This window comes from Bacillus cereus group sp. Bc010, assembly GCF_027716745.1.
Lineage (GTDB): Bacteria > Bacillota > Bacilli > Bacillales > Bacillaceae_G > Bacillus_A > Bacillus_A pacificus.
The window spans coordinates 249,478-271,403 of the sequence record NZ_JAQFUY010000003.1 but is presented as its reverse complement, the minus strand read 5'-3'; the positions used below and the strand labels follow the sequence as shown (position 1 = coordinate 271,403).

Genomic DNA, 21,926 nt, shown 5'->3' with positions numbered 1-21,926 from the left:
TGTCCTTTTTTCTTATATCTCCATAATGATTGGTAAAATCATTGGGCGACGTTTCGTTTTCTCATATAGGAATGGTGCTAATGTATCTGTAATTTCATTTTTAATTTCAGACCATTGCGTTGTTTTACGTTCCATTACTTTTTCTAAATGAGTTGTAATTAATGTTTGAGCATCATTAATTAAATCACTACTTTCGCGCATATAAACGAAACCACGTGAGATAATATCAGGCCCTGCTGCAACTTTAAATTCTTTCATATCAATGCTTACAACGACAATAACAAGTCCTTCTTCAGAAAGGATACGACGATCGCGTAATACGATATTACCGATATCTCCAATACCATTTCCGTCAATATAAACAGATCCAGATGGTATTTTACCAGCTACACTTGCTTCATCTGAACGTAAGGCAAGAACATCACCATTATCCATAATGAAACAGTTTTCTTCTGGAATACCACAATCATTTGCTAATTTCATATGCATACGTTGCATACGATATTCACCATGAATTGGCATGAAATACTTCGGTTTAATTAGACGAAGCATTAGTTTTTGTTCTTCTTGTCCACCGTGTCCACTCGTATGAATGTTTGACAGTTTTCCGTGGATTACATCAGCACCAGCACGGTACAACATATTAATTGTACGGCTTACACTAACTGTATTACCAGGGATTGGTGAAGAAGAGAACACAACTGTGTCGCCAGGAATAATTTGAATTTGACGATGGGTACCATTAGCAATACGTGAAAGTGCTGCCATTGGCTCTCCTTGACTACCTGTACATAAAATAACAACTTTATTAGCCGGTAGACGATTTAATTGAGATGCATCTATAAATGTATCTTTCGGACAGCGAATATAACCGAGGTTTTGTCCGATTTCAATCGCTGCCTCCATACTTCGGCCAAATACAGCCACTTTACGATTGTTTTCAACAGCCGCTTCAACGACTTGTTGCAAGCGATGGATATTTGATGCAAAGGTTGCGAAGATAATACGACCTTCTACTTTGCGGAAAATATCTTGAATACTATCACCAACACGGCGCTCAGACATTGTAAAGTTTGGAACCTCACTGTTTGTACTGTCAGATAAGAGACAAAGTACACCGTCTTTTCCGATTTCAGCCATTTTTGTTAAGTCCGCTGGTTCACCAACCGGTGTGAAGTCAAATTTGAAATCTCCAGTATGAACCACTTGTCCTTGAGGTGTTTTCACAACAACTCCGTATGAATCTGGGATACTGTGAGTTGTACGGAAGAAGGAAACAGATGTCTTTTTAAATTTAATAACATCATCTTCTTGAATTTCATAAAGCTTTGCTTTACGAAGTAATCCGTGCTCTTCTAATTTGTTTTTGATTAGTGCAATTGCTAATTTTCCGCCATAAATCGGAATGTTCACTTGACGTAATAAGTAAGGAATTCCACCGATATGATCTTCGTGACCATGTGTAATGAATAACCCTTTAATTTTATCTTCGTTTCGCACAAAATAAGTGTAATCTGGTATTACATAATCGATTCCGAGGAGTTCGTCTTCTGGAAACTTAATTCCAGCGTCAATTATAATAATTTCATCTTGAAATTGAACAGCATATGTATTTTTACCGATTTCACCAAGACCACCTAAAGCAAAAACGGCTGCTTGATCATTCTTTAGAAATTTCATATGACTATACGATTTCCGCTAATGTTAAATCAGCGTTTTCTTTTTCATATTCAAGATGATTGCCAGTCACAGACTGAACGAATTCGATATTATATGCGAACTTATTTAATTTTGTACGAACATCCTTTTCAGACGTAGCCTCTAAATATAAAACTTTTGTATTTTCACGTACTGGAACCTCAGTCATTTTTTCTTGATAAAATACTTTAAAAATCATTTGGAAAACCTCTCCTTGTCTATGTTTTGCATTATCTGTTACTTATTATAAAGCAAACAGTCACGATTTTCATGTTTTTTCGAATGAGAATGAAGAAAAAGCCCGAAATGGGCACAATTTAAGCGATCGTCTTTTTACGGACTAGATCTTTTAAATAACGCTTCAGCTTTTTCTTCAGCTTCTTCAGCATGATTACTCCTTCCTTTCCTTATTTTAAACATGCATATTACTAGTGAAAACGCCGTCTCTGATATAAGAAAGAGGACAAAAGTGAATGTTGAATCTTGTCTTTTCTCATACAGAGAAAGTTATTCTATAGTAACGATTAGTAGCCGTTAGTTATAGATATAGTATGAGAAAGAATAGAAAAGAAAATTCATACGAACAAGTATCCACATTTTTTACTAATATATATATGCAGGTTTTATAAATAAGGTCAGAAAGTGAACGCTTTCTTCACAGATGTTTAATATGTTATACTTTTTTTTAGCATTTGAAAAGCGATAATCAAAATAGGAATATAGAGTAACAGAAAGGATTTTGACAAATGAATGATAAAATTGTCTTTTTTGATATTGATGGAACATTATTAGATCATGATAAGAAGATTCCGCAATCTACACGAGATGCAGTAAGACAGTTACAAGAAAAAGGCGTGCATGTAGCAATTGCGACAGGACGTGCACCATTTATGTTTGAAGATATTCGTAAGGAACTGAATATCCACAATTATGTTAGCTTTAATGGACAGTACGTTGTATTTGAAGATGAGGTAGTATTTAATAACCCATTACATCCAGCTGCTCTACATAAGTTTACTCAGTTTGCAAAACAAGAAGGATATCCGCTTGTATATCTTGATCATCAAGAAATGAGAGCATCAGTGGAATATCATGATTATGTGAAAGAAGGGTTTGGCAGTTTACATTTTGAGCATCCGGCATATGAACCTGATTTTTATGAGAAGCGTAATATTTATCAAACACTTCTTTTCTGTGAAGTAAATGAAGAAGAAAAGTTTATAAATCAATACCCAGACTTTCATTTTATTCGCTGGCATGCGTATTCAATGGATATTATTCCAAATGGTGGTTCTAAGGCAAAAGGGATTGAGAAATTTATTGAAAAATTAGGATTTAACCGTGAACAAGTGTATGCATTTGGGGATGGCTTAAATGATTTAGAAATGATTGAAGCAGTTGGGACAGGTATTGTGATGGGGAATGGTCATGAAGACTTGAAAAAACTTGCGAATCATGTGACAAAGGATGTTAGTGAAGACGGTATATATCACGGTTTAAAATGGGCTGGATTGCTATAAGTGAATATGGAATCTATTTCATATAGTAAAAAGGCGGAAGAGTGTATTCCGCCTTTTTTACTATCGCTCCAGAGGTTTTGAATCGTCAGGAGCGGTAAATGGATTTTCTTTATTAATGTGGTCATAGAACATAACACCATTTAAATGGTCAATTTCATGTTGAAATACAATTGCTGGTAACCCTTTTAAACGTAATTTCACTTCTTCGCCGTTAATAGAAGTTGCTTTCACTGTAATTCTTGTATAACGAGGGACATAACCAGGTACTTCACGGTCTACTGATAGACAGCCTTCACCACTTTGTAAATATGTACGTTCAACAGAATGGCTAATGATTTTTGGATTGAATAATGCATGACTATATAACGTACCGTCCGTATCTGTTACATGAACCGCAATCATTCTTTTTGAAATACCGATTTGCGGAGCCGCTAATCCGATTCCAGGGCGTAAACTATATTTTTCAGCCATTTCAGGATCTTGGCTATTTATTACAAATTCAATCATTTCTTTAAGAGTATTTGTATCTTCTTCGCTCGCTGGTAGTACTACCTCTTCTGCAACGTTTCGCAAAATAGGATCTCCTTCGCGAATTACATCTTTCATTGTAAGCATATGTAATCTCTCCTTTCCCTTTTAGTCTACCAAAGGAGATGGAAAAAGTCATCGGCAAGTAAGGGGAAGATAGATCGGTTATGTAGGAATAAAAAGAAAGAGACGGCAGAGCCGTCTCTTTCTTTCCATAGTTGTTTCATTTTACATTAGCGAATGCAAGCAGCACCAACGATAATTAAAAGAATAAACAACACAACGATTAAGGCGAAGCCGCGTCCAGACCCACCACAAGAACCGCCATAACCGTAGGAAGGATATGAACAAGTTGGATAGCAATATGAATATCCGTACATGAGATGACCTCCTTTATCATTTCCCGCTAATACTGCGGTTACTATAATGTATGGAGGGAAGAGTAGAAATGTATGGGTAATTACCTATAAAAGGAAGAAGAGTTTGTATATTTTTGCTAAGAAGAGAGAAAAACTAAAGGGAATTAAATCGTTTACATATTATTCTAAGAGAAAAAACAAGTTAAAAAGGGAATAATATAACAGTAGGTTAATGCTTACTAATACAGATGTGAAAAATAAAAACACGTTTGTGTAGGAGAAACCTGCAGATTATTTATAAAAAAACGTATTCAAAGTAATTGACATCGTAATTAGAATAGTTGTAAACTAAAAAACGTGATCAAGATTGTATTAATATGTTTCTGAAAAAACATTAGTACAGATTGTTAGGTACACAAAATTATTCTCAACCGACAAATAAATTTGTTGGTTTACATTGTTGCGGTTTCCATCTAGCTAATAGATAGTGAAAGCGTTTCAGAATATGGTTCAAGAGAGGAAGAGGTGAACGGAATGGGTACTAAAACAAAAAAGACCCTATTTAATGTTGATGAGCAAATGAAAGCTATCGCAGCTCAATTTGAAACATTACAAATTTTAAATGAAAAAGGCGAAGTTGTGAATGAAGCAGCTATGCCTGAATTATCTGATGATCAATTAAAAGAATTAATGCGCCGTATGGTGTATACTCGCGTACTAGATCAACGTTCTATTTCTTTAAACCGTCAAGGACGTTTAGGTTTCTACGCACCAACAGCTGGACAAGAGGCTTCTCAATTAGCAAGTCATTTCGCACTTGAAGCAGAAGATTTCATCTTACCAGGATATCGTGATGTGCCACAATTAGTATGGCACGGTTTACCATTATACCAAGCATTCTTATTCTCTCGTGGACATTTCATGGGTAACCAAATGCCTGAGAACGTAAATGCACTTGCTCCACAAATCATCATCGGTGCGCAAATCATCCAAACTGCTGGTGTTGCGTTAGGTATGAAATTACGTGGTAAAAAATCTGTTGCAATTACTTACACTGGTGACGGTGGTGCTTCACAAGGTGACTTCTACGAAGGTATGAACTTTGCGGGCGCATTCAAAGCTCCAGCAATCTTCGTTGTACAAAACAACCGTTATGCAATCTCTACTCCAGTAGAAAAGCAATCTGCAGCTAAAACTGTAGCACAAAAAGCAGTAGCAGCAGGTATTTACGGAATTCAAGTAGACGGTATGGATCCATTAGCTGTATACGCAGCAACTGCTTTCGCTCGTGAGCGTGCAGTAAATGGCGAAGGTCCTACTTTAATCGAGACTTTAACATTCCGTTACGGTCCACATACAATGGCTGGTGATGACCCAACTCGTTACCGTACAAAAGATATCGAGAACGAATGGGAACAAAAAGATCCAATCGTACGCTTCCGTGCATTCTTAGAAAACAAAGGCCTATGGTCTCAAGAAGTTGAAGAGAAAGTAATCGAAGAAGCAAAAGAAGATATCAAACAAGCAATTGCTAAGGCTGACCAAGCTCCAAAACAAAAAGTTACTGATTTAATGGAAATCATGTACGAAAAAATGCCTTACAACTTAGCTGAACAATATGAAATTTACAAAGAAAAGGAGTCGAAGTAAGCCATGGCTCAAATGACAATGATTCAAGCAATCACTGATGCTTTACGCGTTGAAATGAAAAATGACCCTAACGTACTTGTGTTTGGTGAAGACGTTGGTGTAAACGGCGGTGTATTCCGTGCTACTGAAGGTTTACAAGCTGAATTCGGTGAAGACCGTGTAATGGATACTCCACTTGCAGAGTCTGGTATTGGTGGACTTGCAGTTGGACTTGCACTTGAAGGATTCCGTCCAGTTCCAGAAATCCAATTCTTCGGTTTCGTTTATGAAGTAATGGATTCAATTTCTGGTCAATTAGCTCGTATGCGTTACCGTTCTGGTGGACGTTGGACTGCTCCAGTAACAGTTCGTTCTCCATTCGGTGGTGGTGTTCATACTCCTGAACTACATGCTGATAGCTTAGAAGGTTTAGTGGCTCAACAACCTGGTCTAAAAGTTGTTATTCCATCTACTCCATACGATGCAAAAGGTCTTTTAATCTCTGCGATTCGTGACAACGATCCAGTTATCTACTTAGAGCATATGAAATTATACCGTTCATTCCGTCAAGATGTACCAGAAGGCGAATACACAATTGATTTAGGCAAAGCTGACATCAAACGTGAAGGTACAGATGTATCTGTTATCGCTTACGGTGCTATGGTTCACGCTGCATTAAAAGCTGCTGAAGAACTTGAAAAAGAAGGTATCTCTTTAGAAGTTGTTGACTTACGTACAGTTCAACCATTAGATATCGAAACAATCATCGCTTCTGTTGAAAAAACAGGCCGCGTAGTTGTAGTTCAAGAAGCTCAAAAACAAGCTGGTATTGCAGCTAACGTTGTAGCGGAAATTAACGACCGTGCAATCTTAAACTTAGAAGCTCCAGTTGTACGTGTTGCAGCTGCTGATACAGTATTCCCATTCTCTCAAGCTGAGAGCGTATGGTTACCAAACCACAAAGATATTGTTGAAGCTGTTAACAAAGTAATGAACTTCTAATTTTTACTTATTCATGTGCAAAAGAAATCAGCACATGCTGATTTCTTTTGCCATATTCCATAATAAAGAAATGAATCAGGGGGCTGAATTCCGTGGCATTTGAATTTAAACTACCAGATATCGGTGAAGGTATCCACGAAGGTGAAATCGTAAAATGGTTTATTAAACCAGGCGACGAAGTAAACGAAGACGACGTACTTCTTGAAGTACAAAATGATAAAGCAGTAGTAGAAATTCCTTCTCCTGTTAAAGGTAAAGTACTTGAAGTACTTGTAGAAGAAGGTACGGTTGCAGTAGTTGGAGATACATTAATTAAATTTGATGCTCCTGGATACGAAAACCTTAAATTTAAAGGCGACGATCATGACGAAGCTCCTAAAGCTGAAGAAGCAAAAGAAGAAGCTCCTAAAGCTGAAGCTACTCCAGCAGCAACTGCAGAAGTAGTAAATGAGCGCGTAATCGCTATGCCATCTGTTCGTAAATATGCTCGTGAAAACGGCGTAGACATTCATAAAGTAGCTGGTTCTGGTAAGAACGGTCGTATCGTAAAAGCTGACATCGATGCATTTGCAAATGGTGGACAAGCGGTAGCAGCAACTGAGGCTCCAGCAGCAGTAGAAGCTACTCCAGCAGCAGCGAAAGAAGAAGCACCAAAAGCACAACCAATCCCAGCTGGTGAATATCCAGAAACTCGTGAGAAAATGAGTGGTATCCGTAAAGCAATTGCGAAAGCAATGGTTAACTCTAAACATACAGCTCCTCACGTAACATTAATGGATGAAGTAGATGTAACTGAACTTGTTGCTCACCGTAAGAAGTTCAAAGCTGTTGCAGCTGACAAAGGTATTAAATTAACTTACCTTCCATACGTTGTTAAAGCTTTAACATCTGCATTACGTGAATATCCAATGTTAAACACTTCTTTAGATGATGCTTCTCAAGAAGTAGTTCATAAACATTACTTCAACATCGGTATCGCAGCTGATACAGACAAAGGTCTATTAGTACCAGTTGTTAAAGATACAGATCGCAAGTCTATCTTCACAATTTCTAACGAGATCAATGATCTTGCTGGTAAAGCACGTGAAGGTCGTTTAGCTCCTGCTGAAATGAAAGGCGCTTCTTGCACAATTACAAACATTGGTTCTGCAGGTGGACAATGGTTCACTCCAGTTATCAACCACCCAGAAGTAGCAATCCTTGGTATCGGCCGTATCGCTGAGAAACCAGTTGTGAAAAACGGTGAGATCGTTGCAGCTCCAGTATTAGCATTATCTCTAAGCTTTGACCATCGTTTAATTGACGGTGCAACTGCTCAAAAAGCATTAAACCAAATTAAACGTCTATTGAATGACCCACAATTATTAGTAATGGAGGCGTAATAACAATGGTAGTAGGAGATTTCCCAATTGAATTAGATACAGTCGTTGTTGGTGCAGGTCCTGGTGGATACGTTGCGGCAATTCGTGCAGCACAATTAGGTCAAAAGGTAGCAATCATTGAAAAAGCTAACCTTGGTGGCGTATGCTTAAACGTTGGATGTATTCCTTCAAAAGCGTTAATCAATGCAGGTCATCGTTATGAGAATGCAATGCATTCTGATGACATGGGTATCACTGCAGAGAATGTAAAAGTTGACTTTACAAAAGTTCAAGAATGGAAAAACGGCGTAGTTAAGAAATTAACTGGCGGTGTTGAAGGCCTTCTTAAAGGTAACAAAGTTGAAATCATTCGCGGTGAAGCTTACTTCGTAGATGCTAACACATTACGCGTAATGACTGAAGATGCAGCTCAAACTTATACGTTTAAAAATGCTGTTCTTGCAACTGGTTCTACACCAATCGAAATTCCAGGATTCAAATACTCTAAACGTGTTATCAACTCTACAGGTGCTTTAAGCTTACCTGAAATTCCTAAAAAACTTGTTGTAATCGGCGGCGGTTACATCGGTATGGAATTAGGTACTGCATATGCTAACTTCGGTACAGAAGTTACTGTAGTAGAAGCTGGCGACGAAATCTTAGCTGGTTTCGAAAAAGCTATGAGCTCTGTTGTTAAACGTGCTCTACAGAAAAAAGGTAACGTAACAATCCATACAAAAGCTATGGCTAAAGGCGTTGAAGAAACAGAAACTGGCGTAAAAGTTAGCTTCGAAGTTAAAGGTGAAATCCAAACTGTAGAAGCAGATTACGTATTAGTAACTGTAGGTCGTCGTCCAAACACTCAAGAAATCGGTCTTGAGCAAGTTGGAGTTAAAATGACTGACCGCGGCATCATCGAAATCGATGAGCAATGTCGTACAAATGTACCAAACATCTATGCAATCGGTGATATCGTTCCTGGACCACCATTAGCTCACAAAGCTTCTTACGAAGGTAAAGTAGCTGTAGAAGCAATTAGTGGCCATGCGTCAGCTATCGATTACATCGGAATTCCTGCAGTATGCTTCACTGATCCAGAATTAGCATCTGTTGGTTACACTAAGAAACAAGCTGAAGAAGCTGGAATGACTGTAACTGTATCTAAGTTCCCATTCGCTGCTAACGGTCGTGCATTATCATTAAACAGCACTGACGGTTTCTTACAACTTGTAACACGTAAAGAAGATGGTCTTCTTGTAGGTGCTCAAGTTGCAGGTGCAGGCGCTTCTGATATTATTTCTGAGATTGGTTTAGCTATCGAAGCTGGAATGACAGCAGAAGATATCGCTCAAACAATCCACGCTCACCCAACATTAGGTGAAATCACAATGGAAGCAGCTGAAGTTGCTCTTGGAATGCCAATTCACATTGTAAAATAATTTAAGTAATGAAAATAGCCCATCTCTTATTTAAAGAGATGGGCTATTTTTTATTTTATAATAAAAGTGGCTTGCAAGGTCTTTATACGTACTTGTCGAATGAATATATAATAATTTAATTGAATTGTTAAAACATATATAAATCCAAAAGCCGTATATATGCTTTCGTGTAATATGTAATTGATTCAAACTTAATACCATATATTAATAAAATAGAGCATGTCAAAGGAGAAGGTTCCATGAAAATATTACATGTTATATTTTATCATTTTTTATTATGGAGTGGTTTTTCTGTTGTATTATCATTGTCAAATGGTGATAAGTTGCATTATAAAGTCATTCTATTTTTTGTATTTCTTTATTTAGCATATGTGATCGCATATTTTGTATTGCAAATTAGAAAGCAGGCATTATTCCTTACGTGTTCAAATTGCATACTTTTCTTAATTATATTTTCTATTTTTTAAATTAACGTTTATAGAAATACATTGTTCTTCCATTAAATAATTTCAACTCTCCTTCTAATTTCTTCGCTAGAAAACGGCAAAATTCATTTGCTTTTCCTTTATCACCAAATGTTGCATTAGGTGGTAAAGAAACTTGAATATAAGTTTGTTCCTTTTCTATACCGACACCAACATAAATGGAGTCATATCGATCGTGCGTAGATTGTAGTTTGAATGTTGTTGCTGATGTATCTAAAATTTCATACGGAAAAGCGGTATTTGTATAAGCGTAATTAATTTGAACACCAGTTTTGGAAGTAACTGTTTTATAATAATGAAAAAGTTGTTTTATATCATCTATTGAAACAGATTGTTGATTGGATTTAGGTACAAGCGTAATAAAGGCATGTTGCATATAAGTTCCCCCTAACTTAGTAGAATACTCTCATTCTACATCCTACTGAATTTTTTGACAATTAAAAGGAGTATTCCTTTTTTTGTTTAATATACTAATGAAAGGTGATGTAGAAAGGTGGAAACCGATGTTTGAAAAATTGTATGATGAGCATGAAAGTGTGAAGGTACGATTTTTGGGGTTTATGACACATGATACTCGTTATGATTTTGGTGTTATTTATACAAATATGTTTTTTGGAAAGCCACTTATTGTTTGCATGCAAACAGGAAGGTCTACTTTACTTGGACGAGATGATGTAGAGAATGTTCAACATTTGCAGGAAGTGTTCAAATTAGGTTCAGAAGAGGAAGCAGCTGAGTTAGCTCAGTTTTTCTCATTTTTAGTTCCATCTATATCTTTGCATGCGGAATATGAAGAATAAATAATGTAAAACAGTCGTACGTATAAATATGGCTGTTTTTTTGTTTGAATATCGCATACTAATTTAAAATAAAAATATTTAATGTGTTATACTAAAAACCTATTGACGTAAAAAGTATAACATATTAAAATAAAGACAGAAAGTTAAGCGGTTACAAAAAAGTTTTTGGGATTATAAACTTAGGGGGAAATGAAAAATGGGAACAATCGTATGTCAAGATTGTGAAGGTACAATTGCACACTTCGAGGATGAGAAAGTAACGGTACTTTACGGGAAATCTGGATCTTGCGGATGTGATCACACAGAGCATACAAAAGCCCAATAATTGATAGGAAATGGACAGCTGAAAGTTTTTAGGACCATAAACTTAGGGGGAAATGAAAAATGGGAACAATCGTATGCCAAGTATGTGAAGGAACAATCGGACATTTTGAAGATGAAAAAACGACAGTGCTTTACGGAAAATGCGGAACAAATTGTGACTGTGCTAGTAGAGATAATGCGAAAGCTTAATGATAAATAAATAGATTACTATTAAAACTCAGGGGGAAATGAAAAATGGGAACAATCGTATGCCAAGTATGTGAAGGAACAATCGGACATTTTGAAGATGAAAAATCAACAGTACTATACGGGAAATGTGGATCTCATTGCGACTGTGACCATAAAGAACATTCAAAAGCTTAAATAAAAAAAGCGCCTACATATGTAGGTGCTTTTTTTAATAAACTGTAGTTGTGTTGCCAACTGTTGCAACAATTGCATCATCTCTAATCGGAATAAATCCTATGGATGTCTGTGGTGTGTTAGGAGAAGCGTGGTAGCTCATAAGACGGCTATCGATACGGGTAATAGTATCGGTTAAGAAAGCGGAAATAAAAGCGTAAGGGACTCGTCGCTCATTTAACGCGTATATAATTTCTTCTTTTGTTTTTACACCTACGCCATGCCCATAAAAAAAGAAATTTCCTAGATAGATTGTATTTTCTCCTTGCCACTCGATTGTAGCTGGGTTCACTTGTGGATTTTTAAAGTAAACGAGATCACCTGGGACAAGATCGCCACCCGTCTTTGTTATGAGCTTTAAATCTTGGTCGTAGTCCCACGTATAAAGTAAAAGGTTTGCAAAGAGACGGTTGAAGGTTTCTTCCTCATATAATGCTAGTAAAGCTTTGTAAAAAATAATGATCATAGCGGTGGCACATTCAGTTCCATATAGTTTTCCGTTTTTGAAAATATCTTGTATGGCAATGGAAGGGGGTATGTTTGGAAGGAGCTCGAATCCTCCAAGAGATGTTCTTTTCCAATACTGAGGGTTACAAAAAGATTGTTGAAATGTGCGAAACTGAAAACCACTTTGAAAAAGTTCTAATGCAGAAGTAATAATATGAACACGCAAATTTAGATCAAAGCTGAGTTCATCAGATGTTCGGAAGGAATAGATTTCTTGATTTCCTGCCATTATAGATAAAATTTGTTGTTTCTCATTTGCAAATGGCTCATATTCATTTGTGATATAAGGATGTACAATAGAACGGCCTATTACAATCATAATAGTATCCCCACCTATACGTTACATTACATAATATCGTATGAGAAAAGGCCAAAAGGGTGAAAGAAAAGCCTATCAACTGATAGGCTTGTACTCTTTAATCACGCGTAATGTTTGTAATGTCATATCTTCAGGACCTTGTACAGGTAAACCTGCTTCTAAGTTTTTACGAATATACTCTAAGTTATCTTGTGTAATAATTTCCCCCGGAGTAAAGATTGGAATCCCTGGCGGATAAACCATAACGAAATCAGCTATAATACGACCTGCTGCATTTTCAAATGGGATGACTTCTGTTTCCGAATAAAAAGCATCTCGAGGAGAAAGTGCTAAAACAGGTATTTCTGGAATTTCTACTTGCACTTGAACACCTTTATCAGCTTTATTTTTAAATGTTGCTGATAAATCTTGTAATGCTGCAATAAGTGTATTTGTCTCACTTTCTGTATCCCCAAAAGTGACAAGACATAGTATGTTGTATAAATCTGAGAGCTCTACTTCAATGTTATATTGCTCTCTAAGCCATACTTCAGCCTGATGGCCTGTAATACCTAAATCTTTTACAGATACAATTATCTTTGTAGGATCATAGTTAAAAGTAGCATCCGTACCTAGCATTTCTTTCCCTGGACAGTAAAGATGTTCGATATCATTTATAGCATCACGAACTTGTTCCGCTAATTGTATTGTTTGTTCTATGAGTGCCGTTCCTTCTGTAGCAAGACGTTTTCTAGCAACATCTAGGGAGGCTAACAAGATGTAAGACGTTGATGTAGTCGTAAGCATGCTAATAATAGATTGAACATGTTTTACGTTCACAAGGCCTTCTTTTACATTAAGAATAGAACTTTGCGTTAAAGATCCACCTAATTTGTGAACACTTGTTGCTGCCATATCTGCACCGGCTTGCATCGCTGACATCGGCAGTTCATCGTGAAAATGAATATGAACACCATGAGCCTCATCAACGAGTACAGGGATATCGTAAGAATGTGCTAATTGTACAATCTGTTCTAAGTCCGCAGCAAAGCCAAAGTATGTTGGGTTAATAACAAGTAGGCCTTTCGCATCTGAGTGCTCTTCAAGTGCCTTTTTGACAGATTGAATTGTGATTCCATGTGAAATACCAAGTTTTGGATCAATTTCAGGATGCATGAAAATAGGTTTTGCACCTGAGAAAATAATAGCTGACATTACTGATTTATGCACGTTTCGTGGTACTAGTATTTTGTCACCAGGACCGCAAACGCTCATCACCATTGTCATAATTGCGCCACTTGTACCTTGAATAGAAAAGAAAGTATGATCCGCACCAAATGCAGCGGCTGCTAAATCCTGTGCTTCTTTAATCATACCTTTTGGATGATGTAAATCATCGAGCGGCGCAATATTAATTAAATCAATTGCTAATGCATTATGCCCAATAAATTCGCGAAATTCAGGATCCATGCCCTGTCCTTTTTTATGCCCTGGAATATGGAATTGAATTGGATTTCGCTTACTGTGCTCAACTAAAGCGGTAAACAATGGTGTTTCGTATTGGGACAATCTATACACCCCTTCTTTTTTAATATTTATTAGAGTTTGTTTTATATAATCTTGTTCTAAAAAAGTTACGTTCTTTTTTAGAATGAGACTTGTTTTTCTGCCATTCACAAAAGCTTTTTTGAGATGGGAGCTTCACTTTATTTTCTATAAAACAAAAGCATTATATCACCAATAATTATAGATGTATAGCAAAAAATATTTTTACGGTGAGTATGTTAAATAGTAGCTTCCTACTAACTTCTAGTGGAAGGCAATTCCATTAAAATGAATAAATAGTGTATAATGCAAAGTGGCTATAGTGAAGTAGAAAAAATCACTTTAAGATAGCGTATTGAAATAAGAAGAAATGATAAATGAGGTGCGAAATGGAATATCAATATCCGTTAGATTATGATTGGTCAAATGAGGAAATGGTTACAATTGTGAAGTTTTATGAAGCGATTGAGAAAGCATATGAAAAAGGAATTGTAAGAGAAGAATTAATGGGTTTATATCGTCGTTTTAAAGAGATTGTTCCATCGAAAGCAGAAGAAAAGAAAATTGATAAAGAGTTTCAAGAAGTAAGTGGATATTCTATATACCGTGCGATTCAGAAGGCTAAAGAAATTGAAGAAGAAAAGCTTGTGAAAATGTAAAAAATATTTTGAAAAATAAAAACTGAAGTGATATAATGTGATAACAACTAAAAACGGACAATATAAATTGTCCGTTTTCTACTATCGATTACAAAGTGCATATAAAGGAAGGAGTGATTGCATCGTAGATTCAATCTTAGCAAGGAATTGTTCGTTGGTCATTGCTGAAAACTCCTCTGGTGATATATGAATACCAACTAATAATTCTGCTTTTTTCACAGTAGCTAGACGTTCAATCATCTTTTGTAAATCATTTGTTTCAAGTGTTTTATGTAATTTTACACTTGGTTTAGTATGGTCAATGGACCAAACGAAGTCATTTGGAATATTTGTTTTTAAATCATTTATATGTTCTAAGAAGGCGTGAGCCGTCTCCACTTTTTGTGGACACTCATAGATTAAACCAAAGTATATGAAGGCATGAGTACCCCATAATCCAATTTGGAAATGTGGTAGCATTTTATATCCGCGTTTATTTGTTGAAAAAGCAACCCAAGTATCGTTTGGTGGATTGACTTTGCGACGTGCGTGTTTTGCTACATGATAAAAAAAGTTCTCATCAGTTTGTTTGGATAAATACGCTGCAAACTGTTCCCCTAAAGCTTCTAGCTTAGGATGAATGTTCGTTTTAATTGCACTCATTCGTTCTTCGAGACCATCAACTGTAAAGACCTCAAAATCAGTTGATTTGAATGTTTGTAGTGTCATGATTGTTCCTCCAACTCCTATTTTGCTTTTATTTTAGCATAGCTTGTACTATTCATAAAAAAAACAGCACAAAAAAATTTAAATAAAAAAATATAATTTTGTTGCATAGATGATTTATCCAACATAGTATAGTATAAAACAAAAAATCAGAAAATTGAATCAATTCTAGTCCGAGGGCAGACGAATATTGGGAGGAGGCAAATAATATGAGACAGGTGATTAATGCGTTAAAGAGAACAGATGCTGAAAAGAGAATACCGGTGCTACGTTTGGAGCTAGATTATGAATTAGCGACTTTATATGATGCGATGATGGAAAATGATAAACAGAAAAAAGAAGAGTGTGTACAAAAGTTAGAAGTGTTAAGACTTGAAATGATTCGTTTAGAAGCGTAATAATAGTATATGTATAAAAAATTAGTTGGTGCGAACCTTATAAAGGGTTCGTTTTTTCTGTGAACAGTATAGATCGGAGTGTTTAAACATGCAAGAAGTATGGAAAGACATCGATGCACACGCCAAACAGTGGATTCGGGATGCGGGAGAGCGTTTAATGGCATCAATGAAAAAAGCACTTATTATAGAAACAAAATCAAATGCAGCTGATTTAGTAACAAATATGGACCGAGAAATAGAGCAGTTTTTAATTGGGAAAATTAAAGAAACATTCCCACATCATCATATTTTAGGTGAAGAGGGCTATGGAGACGAGGTAACTTCTTCTGACGGGGTTGTTTGGTTAATTGATCCAATTGACGGCACGATGAACTTTGTTCACCAAAAAAGAAATTTTGCAATTTCAATTGGAATTTATGAGAACGGTATCGGAAAGATTGGACTTATTTATGATCCAGTTCATGATGAATTATATCATGCGTTAAAAGGGGCTGGAGCATTTTGTAATGAAGTACCAATACCTTTATTACAAAAAGGTACTGTAGAGCAAGGTATTGTAGCTTTAAATGCGATATGGCTTACCGACAATCCATTGCTTAATATGGAAAGTATGATGGCACTTGTTAAGAAAGCAAGAGGCACGAGATCATATGGCTGTGCAGCATTAGAGATGGTATACGTTGCAACTGGAAGAATCGATGCATATGTAACGCCTAGATTATCACCATGGGACTTTGGTGGGGGACAGATAATTGTAGAGGAAGTTGGAGGCAAGGTAACAACATTCTCCGGAGCGCCACTTTCTATCGTAGAGAAGAGTAGCGTATTAGTTGCGAAGCCAGGGGTGTATGAAGAAGTGTTATCGTTTATATCCAAGTAACAAAAAAAGTAAGAGGCTGTATACAGGCTTCTTACTTTTTGACGTTATTGCGATTTACGCATTTTTCTTTTTGTTACAAAACCGTATCCAACTGTAACAAATGTGCCGATAATGCAAATAATAATACCGATTGGACTATTTTCAGCAATCATAATGCCGATACCGATTAAGAAAATAACACCGATAATTGCAGTTAATAAAAAGCGATATTGAATGTGTTCCATTTCTTCACCCTCCAATCTCATTTTACTTTCACAAAAGTAAGAATACAACTATATTTTCATTCTTGATTTTATTTTAATTGCTATTGTATCCCCTTCGCTCTTATAATAGAGAAGGATTAAAAAGACATTAGGAGTTGGACATGTTGAAAAAACGACAAGATTTACGTAATATAGCAATTATTGCCCACGTTGACCATGGTAAAACAACACTTGTTGACCAGTTATTACGTCAAGCGGGGACTTTCCGTGCGAACGAACACGTTGAAGAGCGCGCAATGGATTCAAATGATCTAGAAAGAGAGCGCGGTATTACAATTTTAGCGAAAAATACTGCGATTCACTATGAAGATAAAAGAATTAACATTTTAGATACACCAGGTCACGCTGACTTCGGTGGAGAAGTAGAACGTATTATGAAAATGGTTGATGGTGTTTTACTTGTTGTTGATGCATATGAAGGTTGTATGCCACAAACACGATTTGTTTTAAAGAAAGCTCTTGAGCAAAACTTAACTCCAATCGTAGTTGTAAATAAAATTGACCGTGACTTCGCTCGCCCTGATGAAGTAGTTGATGAAGTAATTGACTTATTCATCGAACTTGGTGCAAACGAAGATCAATTAGAGTTCCCAGTTGTATTTGCATCAGCAATGAACGGAACAGCAAGCTTAGATTCAAACCCAGCAAATCAAGAAGAGAATATGAAATCATTATTTGATACAATTATTGAACATATTCCTGCACCAATTGATAACAGCGAAGAGCCACTTCAATTCCAAGTAGCACTTCTTGATTACAACGACTATGTTGGACGTATTGGAGTTGGACGCGTATTCCGCGGTACAATGAAGGTTGGACAACAAGTTGCTTTAATGAAAGTAGACGGAAGCGTAAAACAATTCCGCGTAACAAAATTATTTGGTTACATGGGATTAAAACGTCAAGAAATTGAAGAAGCAAAAGCTGGAGACTTAGTAGCTGTTTCTGGTATGGAAGACATTAACGTTGGTGAAACAGTATGCCCAGTTGAACATCAAGATGCGTTACCATTATTACGTATTGATGAGCCAACACTACAAATGACGTTCCTTGTAAATAACAGTCCATTTGCAGGTCGTGAAGGTAAATACATTACATCTCGTAAAATTGAAGAGCGTCTTCGTTCACAATTAGAAACAGATGTAAGTTTACGTGTAGATAATACAGAGTCTCCTGATGCATGGATCGTATCTGGACGTGGGGAACTACATTTATCTATCTTAATTGAAAACATGCGTCGTGAAGGTTATGAACTACAAGTATCTAAGCCAGAAGTAATTATTAAAGAAGTTGATGGCGTAAGATGTGAGCCTGTAGAGCGTGTACAAATCGATGTACCTGAAGAATACACTGGTTCTATTATGGAATCTATGGGTGCACGTAAAGGTGAAATGTTAGATATGGTGAATAACGGAAACGGTCAAGTTCGCCTTACTTTCATGGTTCCAGCACGTGGTTTAATTGGTTACACAACAGAATTCTTAACATTAACTCGTGGTTACGGTATTTTAAACCATACATTCGATTGCTACCAACCAGTACACGCTGGACAAGTTGGTGGACGTCGTCAAGGTGTTCTAGTTTCACTTGAAACAGGAAAAGCATCACAATACGGTATTATGCAAGTTGAAGACCGTGGTGTAATCTTCGTTGAACCAGGTACAGAAGTATATGCTGGTATGATTGTCGGAGAACACACTCGTGAGAATGACTTAACAGTTAACGTTGTGAAAATGAAACAACAAACTAACATTCGTTCTGCGACGAAAGATCAAACTTCAACAATGAAAAAACCACGCTTAATGACTTTAGAAGAATCATTAGAGTACTTAAACGATGACGAGTTCTGTGAAGTAACTCCAGAATCCATTCGTTTACGTAAAAAGATTCTTGATAAGAGCGAACGTGAAAGAGCTGCTAAGAAAAAGAAATCTGTAGAAGCGTAAAATAGTAAAACAGCTACCTTTAATTAAGGTAGCTGTTTTTTTATGTTTATTTTTTAGAATATTTACTCTTTTTGTGGACAGTATTTTTTTCACAGGTTACTCTTGTATTAAGTACATAAAGAAAAATGGTTTGATTTATGAGGAAGGGGGATAAATAGTGTTAGAAAGAATGTCGTTTTTTGCGAAGTTATGTAAAGTTGATGAAAATCCAGAACTAGGGATGTGGTTACTGTATGGCGTCATTATTATATTAAGTGCACTTGTGTATAATTTAGGTTTTGCAAGAAAGCTATCTATAATAAAAAATATAGTGATATATATATCGTTAGCGATTGGGTGTACAGTGTTAACTTTCTTTGCAGTTTTTTTACCTGTTGGAGAGGGGCTTGTTGTAGCAGCAATTGTACTTGGGATTTATAGGTTGAGATTACGTCAAGCAAGACAACAAAAAGCAGGATGAGGGGGGAAGCTTTATGCGTTCCGTACAAGATGCGTTATATAATTGGTTAACAATTAAAACAGTTGCCGAAGCACGTCCGGATGATAGTGCTGCAAAAGAAACGTATTTGTTATTTCAAAATATGATATATGAAGAACATAAATTGAGAAATGTGGAAGTTAAGAAGAACGAGGAAATGTATATAGTTACATATGAAATAAATGGAGAAAGAAAATCTGCAAGGTTTCCATTAGAAGCTATTGATTGTTTTTTGGATCAAATGAATCGCGAACCTGAAAAATATAAATAAGTCCTTTATCATATTGATAAAGGACTTATTTATATTTTACCAATCGTCTTCGACTTTTTTATCACGATATAATCGAAAATTACCACTTGCATGACGTTCCATCGTACGTTCAGCAATTCGTTCCGAACATTCCATGCACATATATGTATGAATAGGGCGATTACGCAGTTTTTTTGCCATAGGATTTTCATCATCTAACATATCTTTTTTATCACAAATCATACATTTGACTCTCATTTCGTCACCTCAATACGAATTCTATCAGTATAAGTATATCATGGAAGTGTAATGTTTTTGAATAATAGCGGGAAAAAATAATATTTTCGCAATTCAAAAAATAGGTTATGATAAGGATATATGAAGTATATTTGGAGGTGGAAATATGGCGAATGTAGTAGAGCCCACATTAACGGATGATTTAGTACAAACGTTACGTAAAGAGTGTATTGTTATGGTAGCAACAACAGATTTTGAAAAACAAGTTCCTAACGTAAGTGCTATTTCTTGGGTGTATGCAGTGAGTAAAACTAGTATTCGATTTGCAGTAGATCAACGTTCACGTATTGTGGAAAATATAAGACATAGTACTGGAGTGGTATTGACTATAATGGCGAATGAATCCGTATTTTCCATAAGTGGTGCAGGTGAAATTTTGACTGATAGAATGGAAGGCATTCCTTTAAAATTGACTGTAATAGAAGTAAATGTACAAGAAGTACGTGATGTTATGTTTTATGGTGCAAAACTTGCAATTGAACCAACATATGAAAAAACGTATGATCTTCGTGCAGCTAAAAAGCTCGATAACCAGGTGTTAGTAGGAATGAAAGAATTATAAATGTGATAAATAAGAAAGTCAGTTATTAACTTTTGTAATTACTTATTGTGATTTTATGTTAATAATTATAATTAAAAGTAATATATTGAATAGAAATGAATAAAAAATAAATAAAAGGTTTAATGGCTATAAATTTCGATTCTACCTCGTTTATACGGTACATATAATTATAACAATGGTTCGTCCATATTTTATGGATGAAACCCTTGTTCTACAAATTTAAAAGTGGAGTCAGGGGGTAACAGGTTGGATAAAATTTATGTGTTAGATACGAATGTACTTTTGCAGGATCCTTTATCTATTTTTTCATTTGAAACCAATGAAGTAGTGATTCCAGCAGTTGTATTAGAAGAGGTTGATTCGAAAAAACGTTATATGGATGAAGTAGGACGAAACGCTCGTTATGTATCTAAGTTAATAGACAAATTTCGTGAAATAGGAAAACTGCATGAAAGTATTCCGCTAGAAAACGGCGGTACATTTCGTATTGAATTAAATCATCGTTCGTTTGTCCAACTACAAGATATTTTTGTAGAAAAAACAAATGATAATCGAATTTTAGCTGTAGCAAAAAATCTATCTTTAGAAGAACAAGAAAAAGAGGACGGGAAGTCTGTTATTTTAGTAAGTAAAGACGTGCTCGTAAGGGTAAAAGCAGATGCAATAGGTTTAAAGGCGGAAGATTATTTAAGTGATCGGGTTATTGAAGTGGAAAATATATATTCAGGATTTTTAGAAGGATATATATCAAAAGAACAATTGGATTATTTTTATGAAAAAGGCGAATTGCCTTTATCCGAAATTGCAAATCATCCTTTTTATCCAAATCAGTTTGTAGTAATGAAAGATGCGTTAGGTGGATCTAGTTCAGCACTAGGTATTGTGGATCATTTAGGTAAAAAGGTAAAGAAACTTATTTTTCATAATGAACAAGTATGGGGAATACGACCACGAAATGTGCAGCAAATTATGGGATTAGAATTGTTGCTTCGTGAAGATATTCCGCTAGTCACGCTAACAGGGAAAGCTGGTACAGGAAAGACATTACTAGCTTTAGCTTCGGGGCTCATGCAAACGGAAGATTTAGGGTTATATAAAAAACTACTCGTTGCACGGCCAATTGTTCCAGTTGGGAAAGATATCGGTTATTTACCGGGAGAAAAAGAAGAAAAGTTAAGACCGTGGATGCAACCGATTTTTGATAATCTAGAGTATTTATTTAATACGAAAAAACCAGGAGAGTTAGATGCTATTTTAGCTGGAATGGGTTCGATAGAAGTAGAAGCTCTTACGTATATACGCGGGAGAAGTATTCCAGATCAATTCATTATAATTGACGAAGCACAAAATTTAACGAAGCATGAAGTGAAAACGATACTAACGAGGGTAGGAGAAAAAAGTAAGATCGTATTAATGGGAGATCCTCAGCAAATTGATCATCCGTATTTGGATGAGTATAATAACGGTTTAACATATGTTGTAGAGAAATTTAAAGAGCAACGTATTAGTGGTCATGTGAAATTTGTAAAAGGGGAGCGATCTAATTTAGCTCAACTAGCAGCAGATTTATTATAAAAAGGAGTGAGCTGAA

At 36.0% G+C, this 21,926-nt stretch carries 28 protein-coding genes; 18 read left to right on the top strand and 10 right to left on the bottom strand.

From position 1 onward, the window contains the following. Positions 1-12: 12 nt before the first annotated feature. On the bottom strand, positions 13-1,680 hold the full coding sequence (gene rnjA, locus PDQ68_RS06770) for a ribonuclease J1 (protein WP_000670369.1): 1,668 nt from the start codon (positions 1,678-1,680) through the stop codon (positions 13-15). 4 nt (positions 1,681-1,684) lie between these two features. Further along, positions 1,685-1,897 (bottom strand): DNA-dependent RNA polymerase subunit epsilon, encoded by a 213-nt coding sequence (locus PDQ68_RS06765; protein WP_000576444.1) that lies wholly within the window; start codon positions 1,895-1,897, stop codon positions 1,685-1,687. Positions 1,898-2,444: 547 nt separating this feature from the next. Between PDQ68_RS06765 and PDQ68_RS06760 the strand changes: the two genes are divergently transcribed. After that, positions 2,445-3,218, top strand: a complete 774-nt coding sequence (locus PDQ68_RS06760) for a Cof-type HAD-IIB family hydrolase (protein ID WP_000998288.1) — start codon at positions 2,445-2,447, stop codon at positions 3,216-3,218. Positions 3,219-3,278: 60 nt separating this feature from the next. On the opposite strand, the gene def is transcribed toward PDQ68_RS06760, so the two are convergent. Together def and PDQ68_RS06750 are read right to left on the bottom strand one after the other, a co-directional pair. Further along, positions 3,279-3,833 (bottom strand): peptide deformylase, encoded by a 555-nt coding sequence (gene def, locus PDQ68_RS06755; RefSeq protein WP_061183946.1) that lies wholly within the window; start codon positions 3,831-3,833, stop codon positions 3,279-3,281. A gap of 146 nt (positions 3,834-3,979) precedes the next feature. After that, complete coding sequence (locus tag PDQ68_RS06750) at positions 3,980-4,126, bottom strand: YjcZ family sporulation protein (RefSeq protein WP_000274562.1); 147 nt, start codon at positions 4,124-4,126, stop codon at positions 3,980-3,982. Between the two features lie 513 nt (positions 4,127-4,639). Between PDQ68_RS06750 and pdhA the strand changes: the two genes are divergently transcribed. The 5 genes from pdhA (at position 4,640) to PDQ68_RS06725 (ending at position 10,003) form a co-directional block, all read left to right on the top strand. Beyond that, positions 4,640-5,755, top strand: a complete 1,116-nt coding sequence (gene pdhA / locus PDQ68_RS06745) for a pyruvate dehydrogenase E1 component subunit alpha (RefSeq protein ID WP_000536893.1) — start codon at positions 4,640-4,642, stop codon at positions 5,753-5,755. Between the two features lie 3 nt (positions 5,756-5,758). After that, complete coding sequence (gene pdhB, locus PDQ68_RS06740) at positions 5,759-6,736, top strand: pyruvate dehydrogenase complex E1 component subunit beta (protein WP_000068166.1); 978 nt, start codon at positions 5,759-5,761, stop codon at positions 6,734-6,736. Between the two features lie 92 nt (positions 6,737-6,828). After that, complete coding sequence (gene pdhC / locus PDQ68_RS06735) at positions 6,829-8,118, top strand: pyruvate dehydrogenase complex dihydrolipoyllysine-residue acetyltransferase (protein WP_000863427.1); 1,290 nt, start codon at positions 6,829-6,831, stop codon at positions 8,116-8,118. A gap of 5 nt (positions 8,119-8,123) precedes the next feature. Beyond that, the gene (gene lpdA / locus PDQ68_RS06730; protein WP_000260111.1) at positions 8,124-9,536 is read left to right on the top strand and encodes a dihydrolipoyl dehydrogenase; all 1,413 of its coding nucleotides are present in this window, start codon (positions 8,124-8,126) and stop codon (positions 9,534-9,536) included. A 239-nt stretch (positions 9,537-9,775) separates the two neighbouring features. Beyond that, a complete protein-coding gene (locus PDQ68_RS06725) occupies positions 9,776-10,003 on the top strand; it encodes a hypothetical protein (RefSeq protein WP_000697468.1) in 228 nt (75 codons plus the stop codon). A 1-nt stretch (position 10,004) separates the two neighbouring features. Here PDQ68_RS06725 and PDQ68_RS06720 read toward each other — a convergent pair whose 3' ends face one another. Further along, the gene (locus PDQ68_RS06720; RefSeq protein ID WP_001163309.1) at positions 10,005-10,397 is read right to left on the bottom strand and encodes a DUF1885 family protein; all 393 of its coding nucleotides are present in this window, start codon (positions 10,395-10,397) and stop codon (positions 10,005-10,007) included. A gap of 127 nt (positions 10,398-10,524) precedes the next feature. On the opposite strand from PDQ68_RS06720, the gene PDQ68_RS06715 reads away from it, so the two are divergent. The 4 genes from PDQ68_RS06715 to PDQ68_RS06700 all read left to right on the top strand — a co-directional run bounded on the left by PDQ68_RS06715 (position 10,525) and on the right by PDQ68_RS06700 (position 11,508). Beyond that, positions 10,525-10,821, top strand: coding sequence for a DUF3055 domain-containing protein (locus PDQ68_RS06715; RefSeq protein ID WP_061183981.1), 297 nt, complete (start codon positions 10,525-10,527; stop codon positions 10,819-10,821). Between the two features lie 196 nt (positions 10,822-11,017). After that, positions 11,018-11,146, top strand: coding sequence for a GapA-binding peptide SR1P (locus PDQ68_RS06710; protein ID WP_061183947.1), 129 nt, complete (start codon positions 11,018-11,020; stop codon positions 11,144-11,146). 59 nt (positions 11,147-11,205) lie between these two features. After that, a complete protein-coding gene (locus PDQ68_RS06705) occupies positions 11,206-11,334 on the top strand; it encodes a GapA-binding peptide SR1P (RefSeq protein ID WP_000536805.1) in 129 nt (42 codons plus the stop codon). Positions 11,335-11,379: 45 nt separating this feature from the next. Continuing rightward, entirely contained in the window at positions 11,380-11,508 is a 129-nt protein-coding gene (locus PDQ68_RS06700) for a GapA-binding peptide SR1P (RefSeq protein ID WP_000536793.1), read from the top strand. A 34-nt stretch (positions 11,509-11,542) separates the two neighbouring features. On the opposite strand, the gene PDQ68_RS06695 is transcribed toward PDQ68_RS06700, so the two are convergent. Together PDQ68_RS06695 and speA are read right to left on the bottom strand one after the other, a co-directional pair. Then, complete coding sequence (locus PDQ68_RS06695; RefSeq protein WP_061183948.1) at positions 11,543-12,373, bottom strand: protein-glutamine gamma-glutamyltransferase; 831 nt, start codon at positions 12,371-12,373, stop codon at positions 11,543-11,545. A gap of 75 nt (positions 12,374-12,448) precedes the next feature. Next, positions 12,449-13,921, bottom strand: coding sequence for an arginine decarboxylase (gene speA / locus PDQ68_RS06690; RefSeq protein WP_000084887.1), 1,473 nt, complete (start codon positions 13,919-13,921; stop codon positions 12,449-12,451). Positions 13,922-14,286: 365 nt separating this feature from the next. On the opposite strand from speA, the gene PDQ68_RS06685 reads away from it, so the two are divergent. Continuing rightward, a complete protein-coding gene (locus PDQ68_RS06685) occupies positions 14,287-14,556 on the top strand; it encodes a UPF0223 family protein (RefSeq protein ID WP_000456556.1) in 270 nt (89 codons plus the stop codon). A gap of 81 nt (positions 14,557-14,637) precedes the next feature. Here PDQ68_RS06685 and PDQ68_RS06680 read toward each other — a convergent pair whose 3' ends face one another. Then, complete coding sequence (locus tag PDQ68_RS06680) at positions 14,638-15,264, bottom strand: YktB family protein (protein WP_000175082.1); 627 nt, start codon at positions 15,262-15,264, stop codon at positions 14,638-14,640. Between the two features lie 206 nt (positions 15,265-15,470). On the opposite strand from PDQ68_RS06680, the gene PDQ68_RS06675 reads away from it, so the two are divergent. Further along, positions 15,471-15,659 carry a hypothetical protein gene (locus tag PDQ68_RS06675; protein WP_001250168.1) on the top strand — a complete coding sequence of 63 codons (189 nt, stop codon included), beginning with the start codon at positions 15,471-15,473 and terminating at the stop codon, positions 15,657-15,659. Between the two features lie 88 nt (positions 15,660-15,747). Beyond that, complete coding sequence (locus tag PDQ68_RS06670) at positions 15,748-16,539, top strand: inositol monophosphatase family protein (protein WP_001158698.1); 792 nt, start codon at positions 15,748-15,750, stop codon at positions 16,537-16,539. A 44-nt stretch (positions 16,540-16,583) separates the two neighbouring features. Here PDQ68_RS06670 and PDQ68_RS06665 read toward each other — a convergent pair whose 3' ends face one another. After that, on the bottom strand, positions 16,584-16,763 hold the full coding sequence (locus PDQ68_RS06665) for a DUF5325 family protein (RefSeq protein ID WP_000400127.1): 180 nt from the start codon (positions 16,761-16,763) through the stop codon (positions 16,584-16,586). Positions 16,764-16,903: 140 nt separating this feature from the next. Between PDQ68_RS06665 and typA the strand changes: the two genes are divergently transcribed. The 3 genes from typA to PDQ68_RS06650 all read left to right on the top strand — a co-directional run bounded on the left by typA (position 16,904) and on the right by PDQ68_RS06650 (position 19,497). Then, on the top strand, positions 16,904-18,748 hold the full coding sequence (gene typA, locus PDQ68_RS06660; protein ID WP_000914763.1) for a translational GTPase TypA: 1,845 nt from the start codon (positions 16,904-16,906) through the stop codon (positions 18,746-18,748). Between the two features lie 157 nt (positions 18,749-18,905). Continuing rightward, complete coding sequence (locus PDQ68_RS06655; RefSeq protein ID WP_000893666.1) at positions 18,906-19,208, top strand: YlaH-like family protein; 303 nt, start codon at positions 18,906-18,908, stop codon at positions 19,206-19,208. Between the two features lie 13 nt (positions 19,209-19,221). Next, complete coding sequence (locus PDQ68_RS06650) at positions 19,222-19,497, top strand: hypothetical protein (RefSeq protein ID WP_061183950.1); 276 nt, start codon at positions 19,222-19,224, stop codon at positions 19,495-19,497. 36 nt (positions 19,498-19,533) lie between these two features. On the opposite strand, the gene PDQ68_RS06645 is transcribed toward PDQ68_RS06650, so the two are convergent. Next, positions 19,534-19,734 carry a YlaI family protein gene (locus PDQ68_RS06645; protein ID WP_001995040.1) on the bottom strand — a complete coding sequence of 67 codons (201 nt, stop codon included), beginning with the start codon at positions 19,732-19,734 and terminating at the stop codon, positions 19,534-19,536. A 145-nt stretch (positions 19,735-19,879) separates the two neighbouring features. On the opposite strand from PDQ68_RS06645, the gene PDQ68_RS06640 reads away from it, so the two are divergent. Beyond that, positions 19,880-20,335, top strand: coding sequence for a pyridoxamine 5'-phosphate oxidase family protein (locus PDQ68_RS06640; protein WP_016718389.1), 456 nt, complete (start codon positions 19,880-19,882; stop codon positions 20,333-20,335). 246 nt (positions 20,336-20,581) lie between these two features. Further along, complete coding sequence (locus PDQ68_RS06635) at positions 20,582-21,910, top strand: PhoH family protein (protein WP_000358083.1); 1,329 nt, start codon at positions 20,582-20,584, stop codon at positions 21,908-21,910. Positions 21,911-21,926 lie beyond the last annotated feature (16 nt).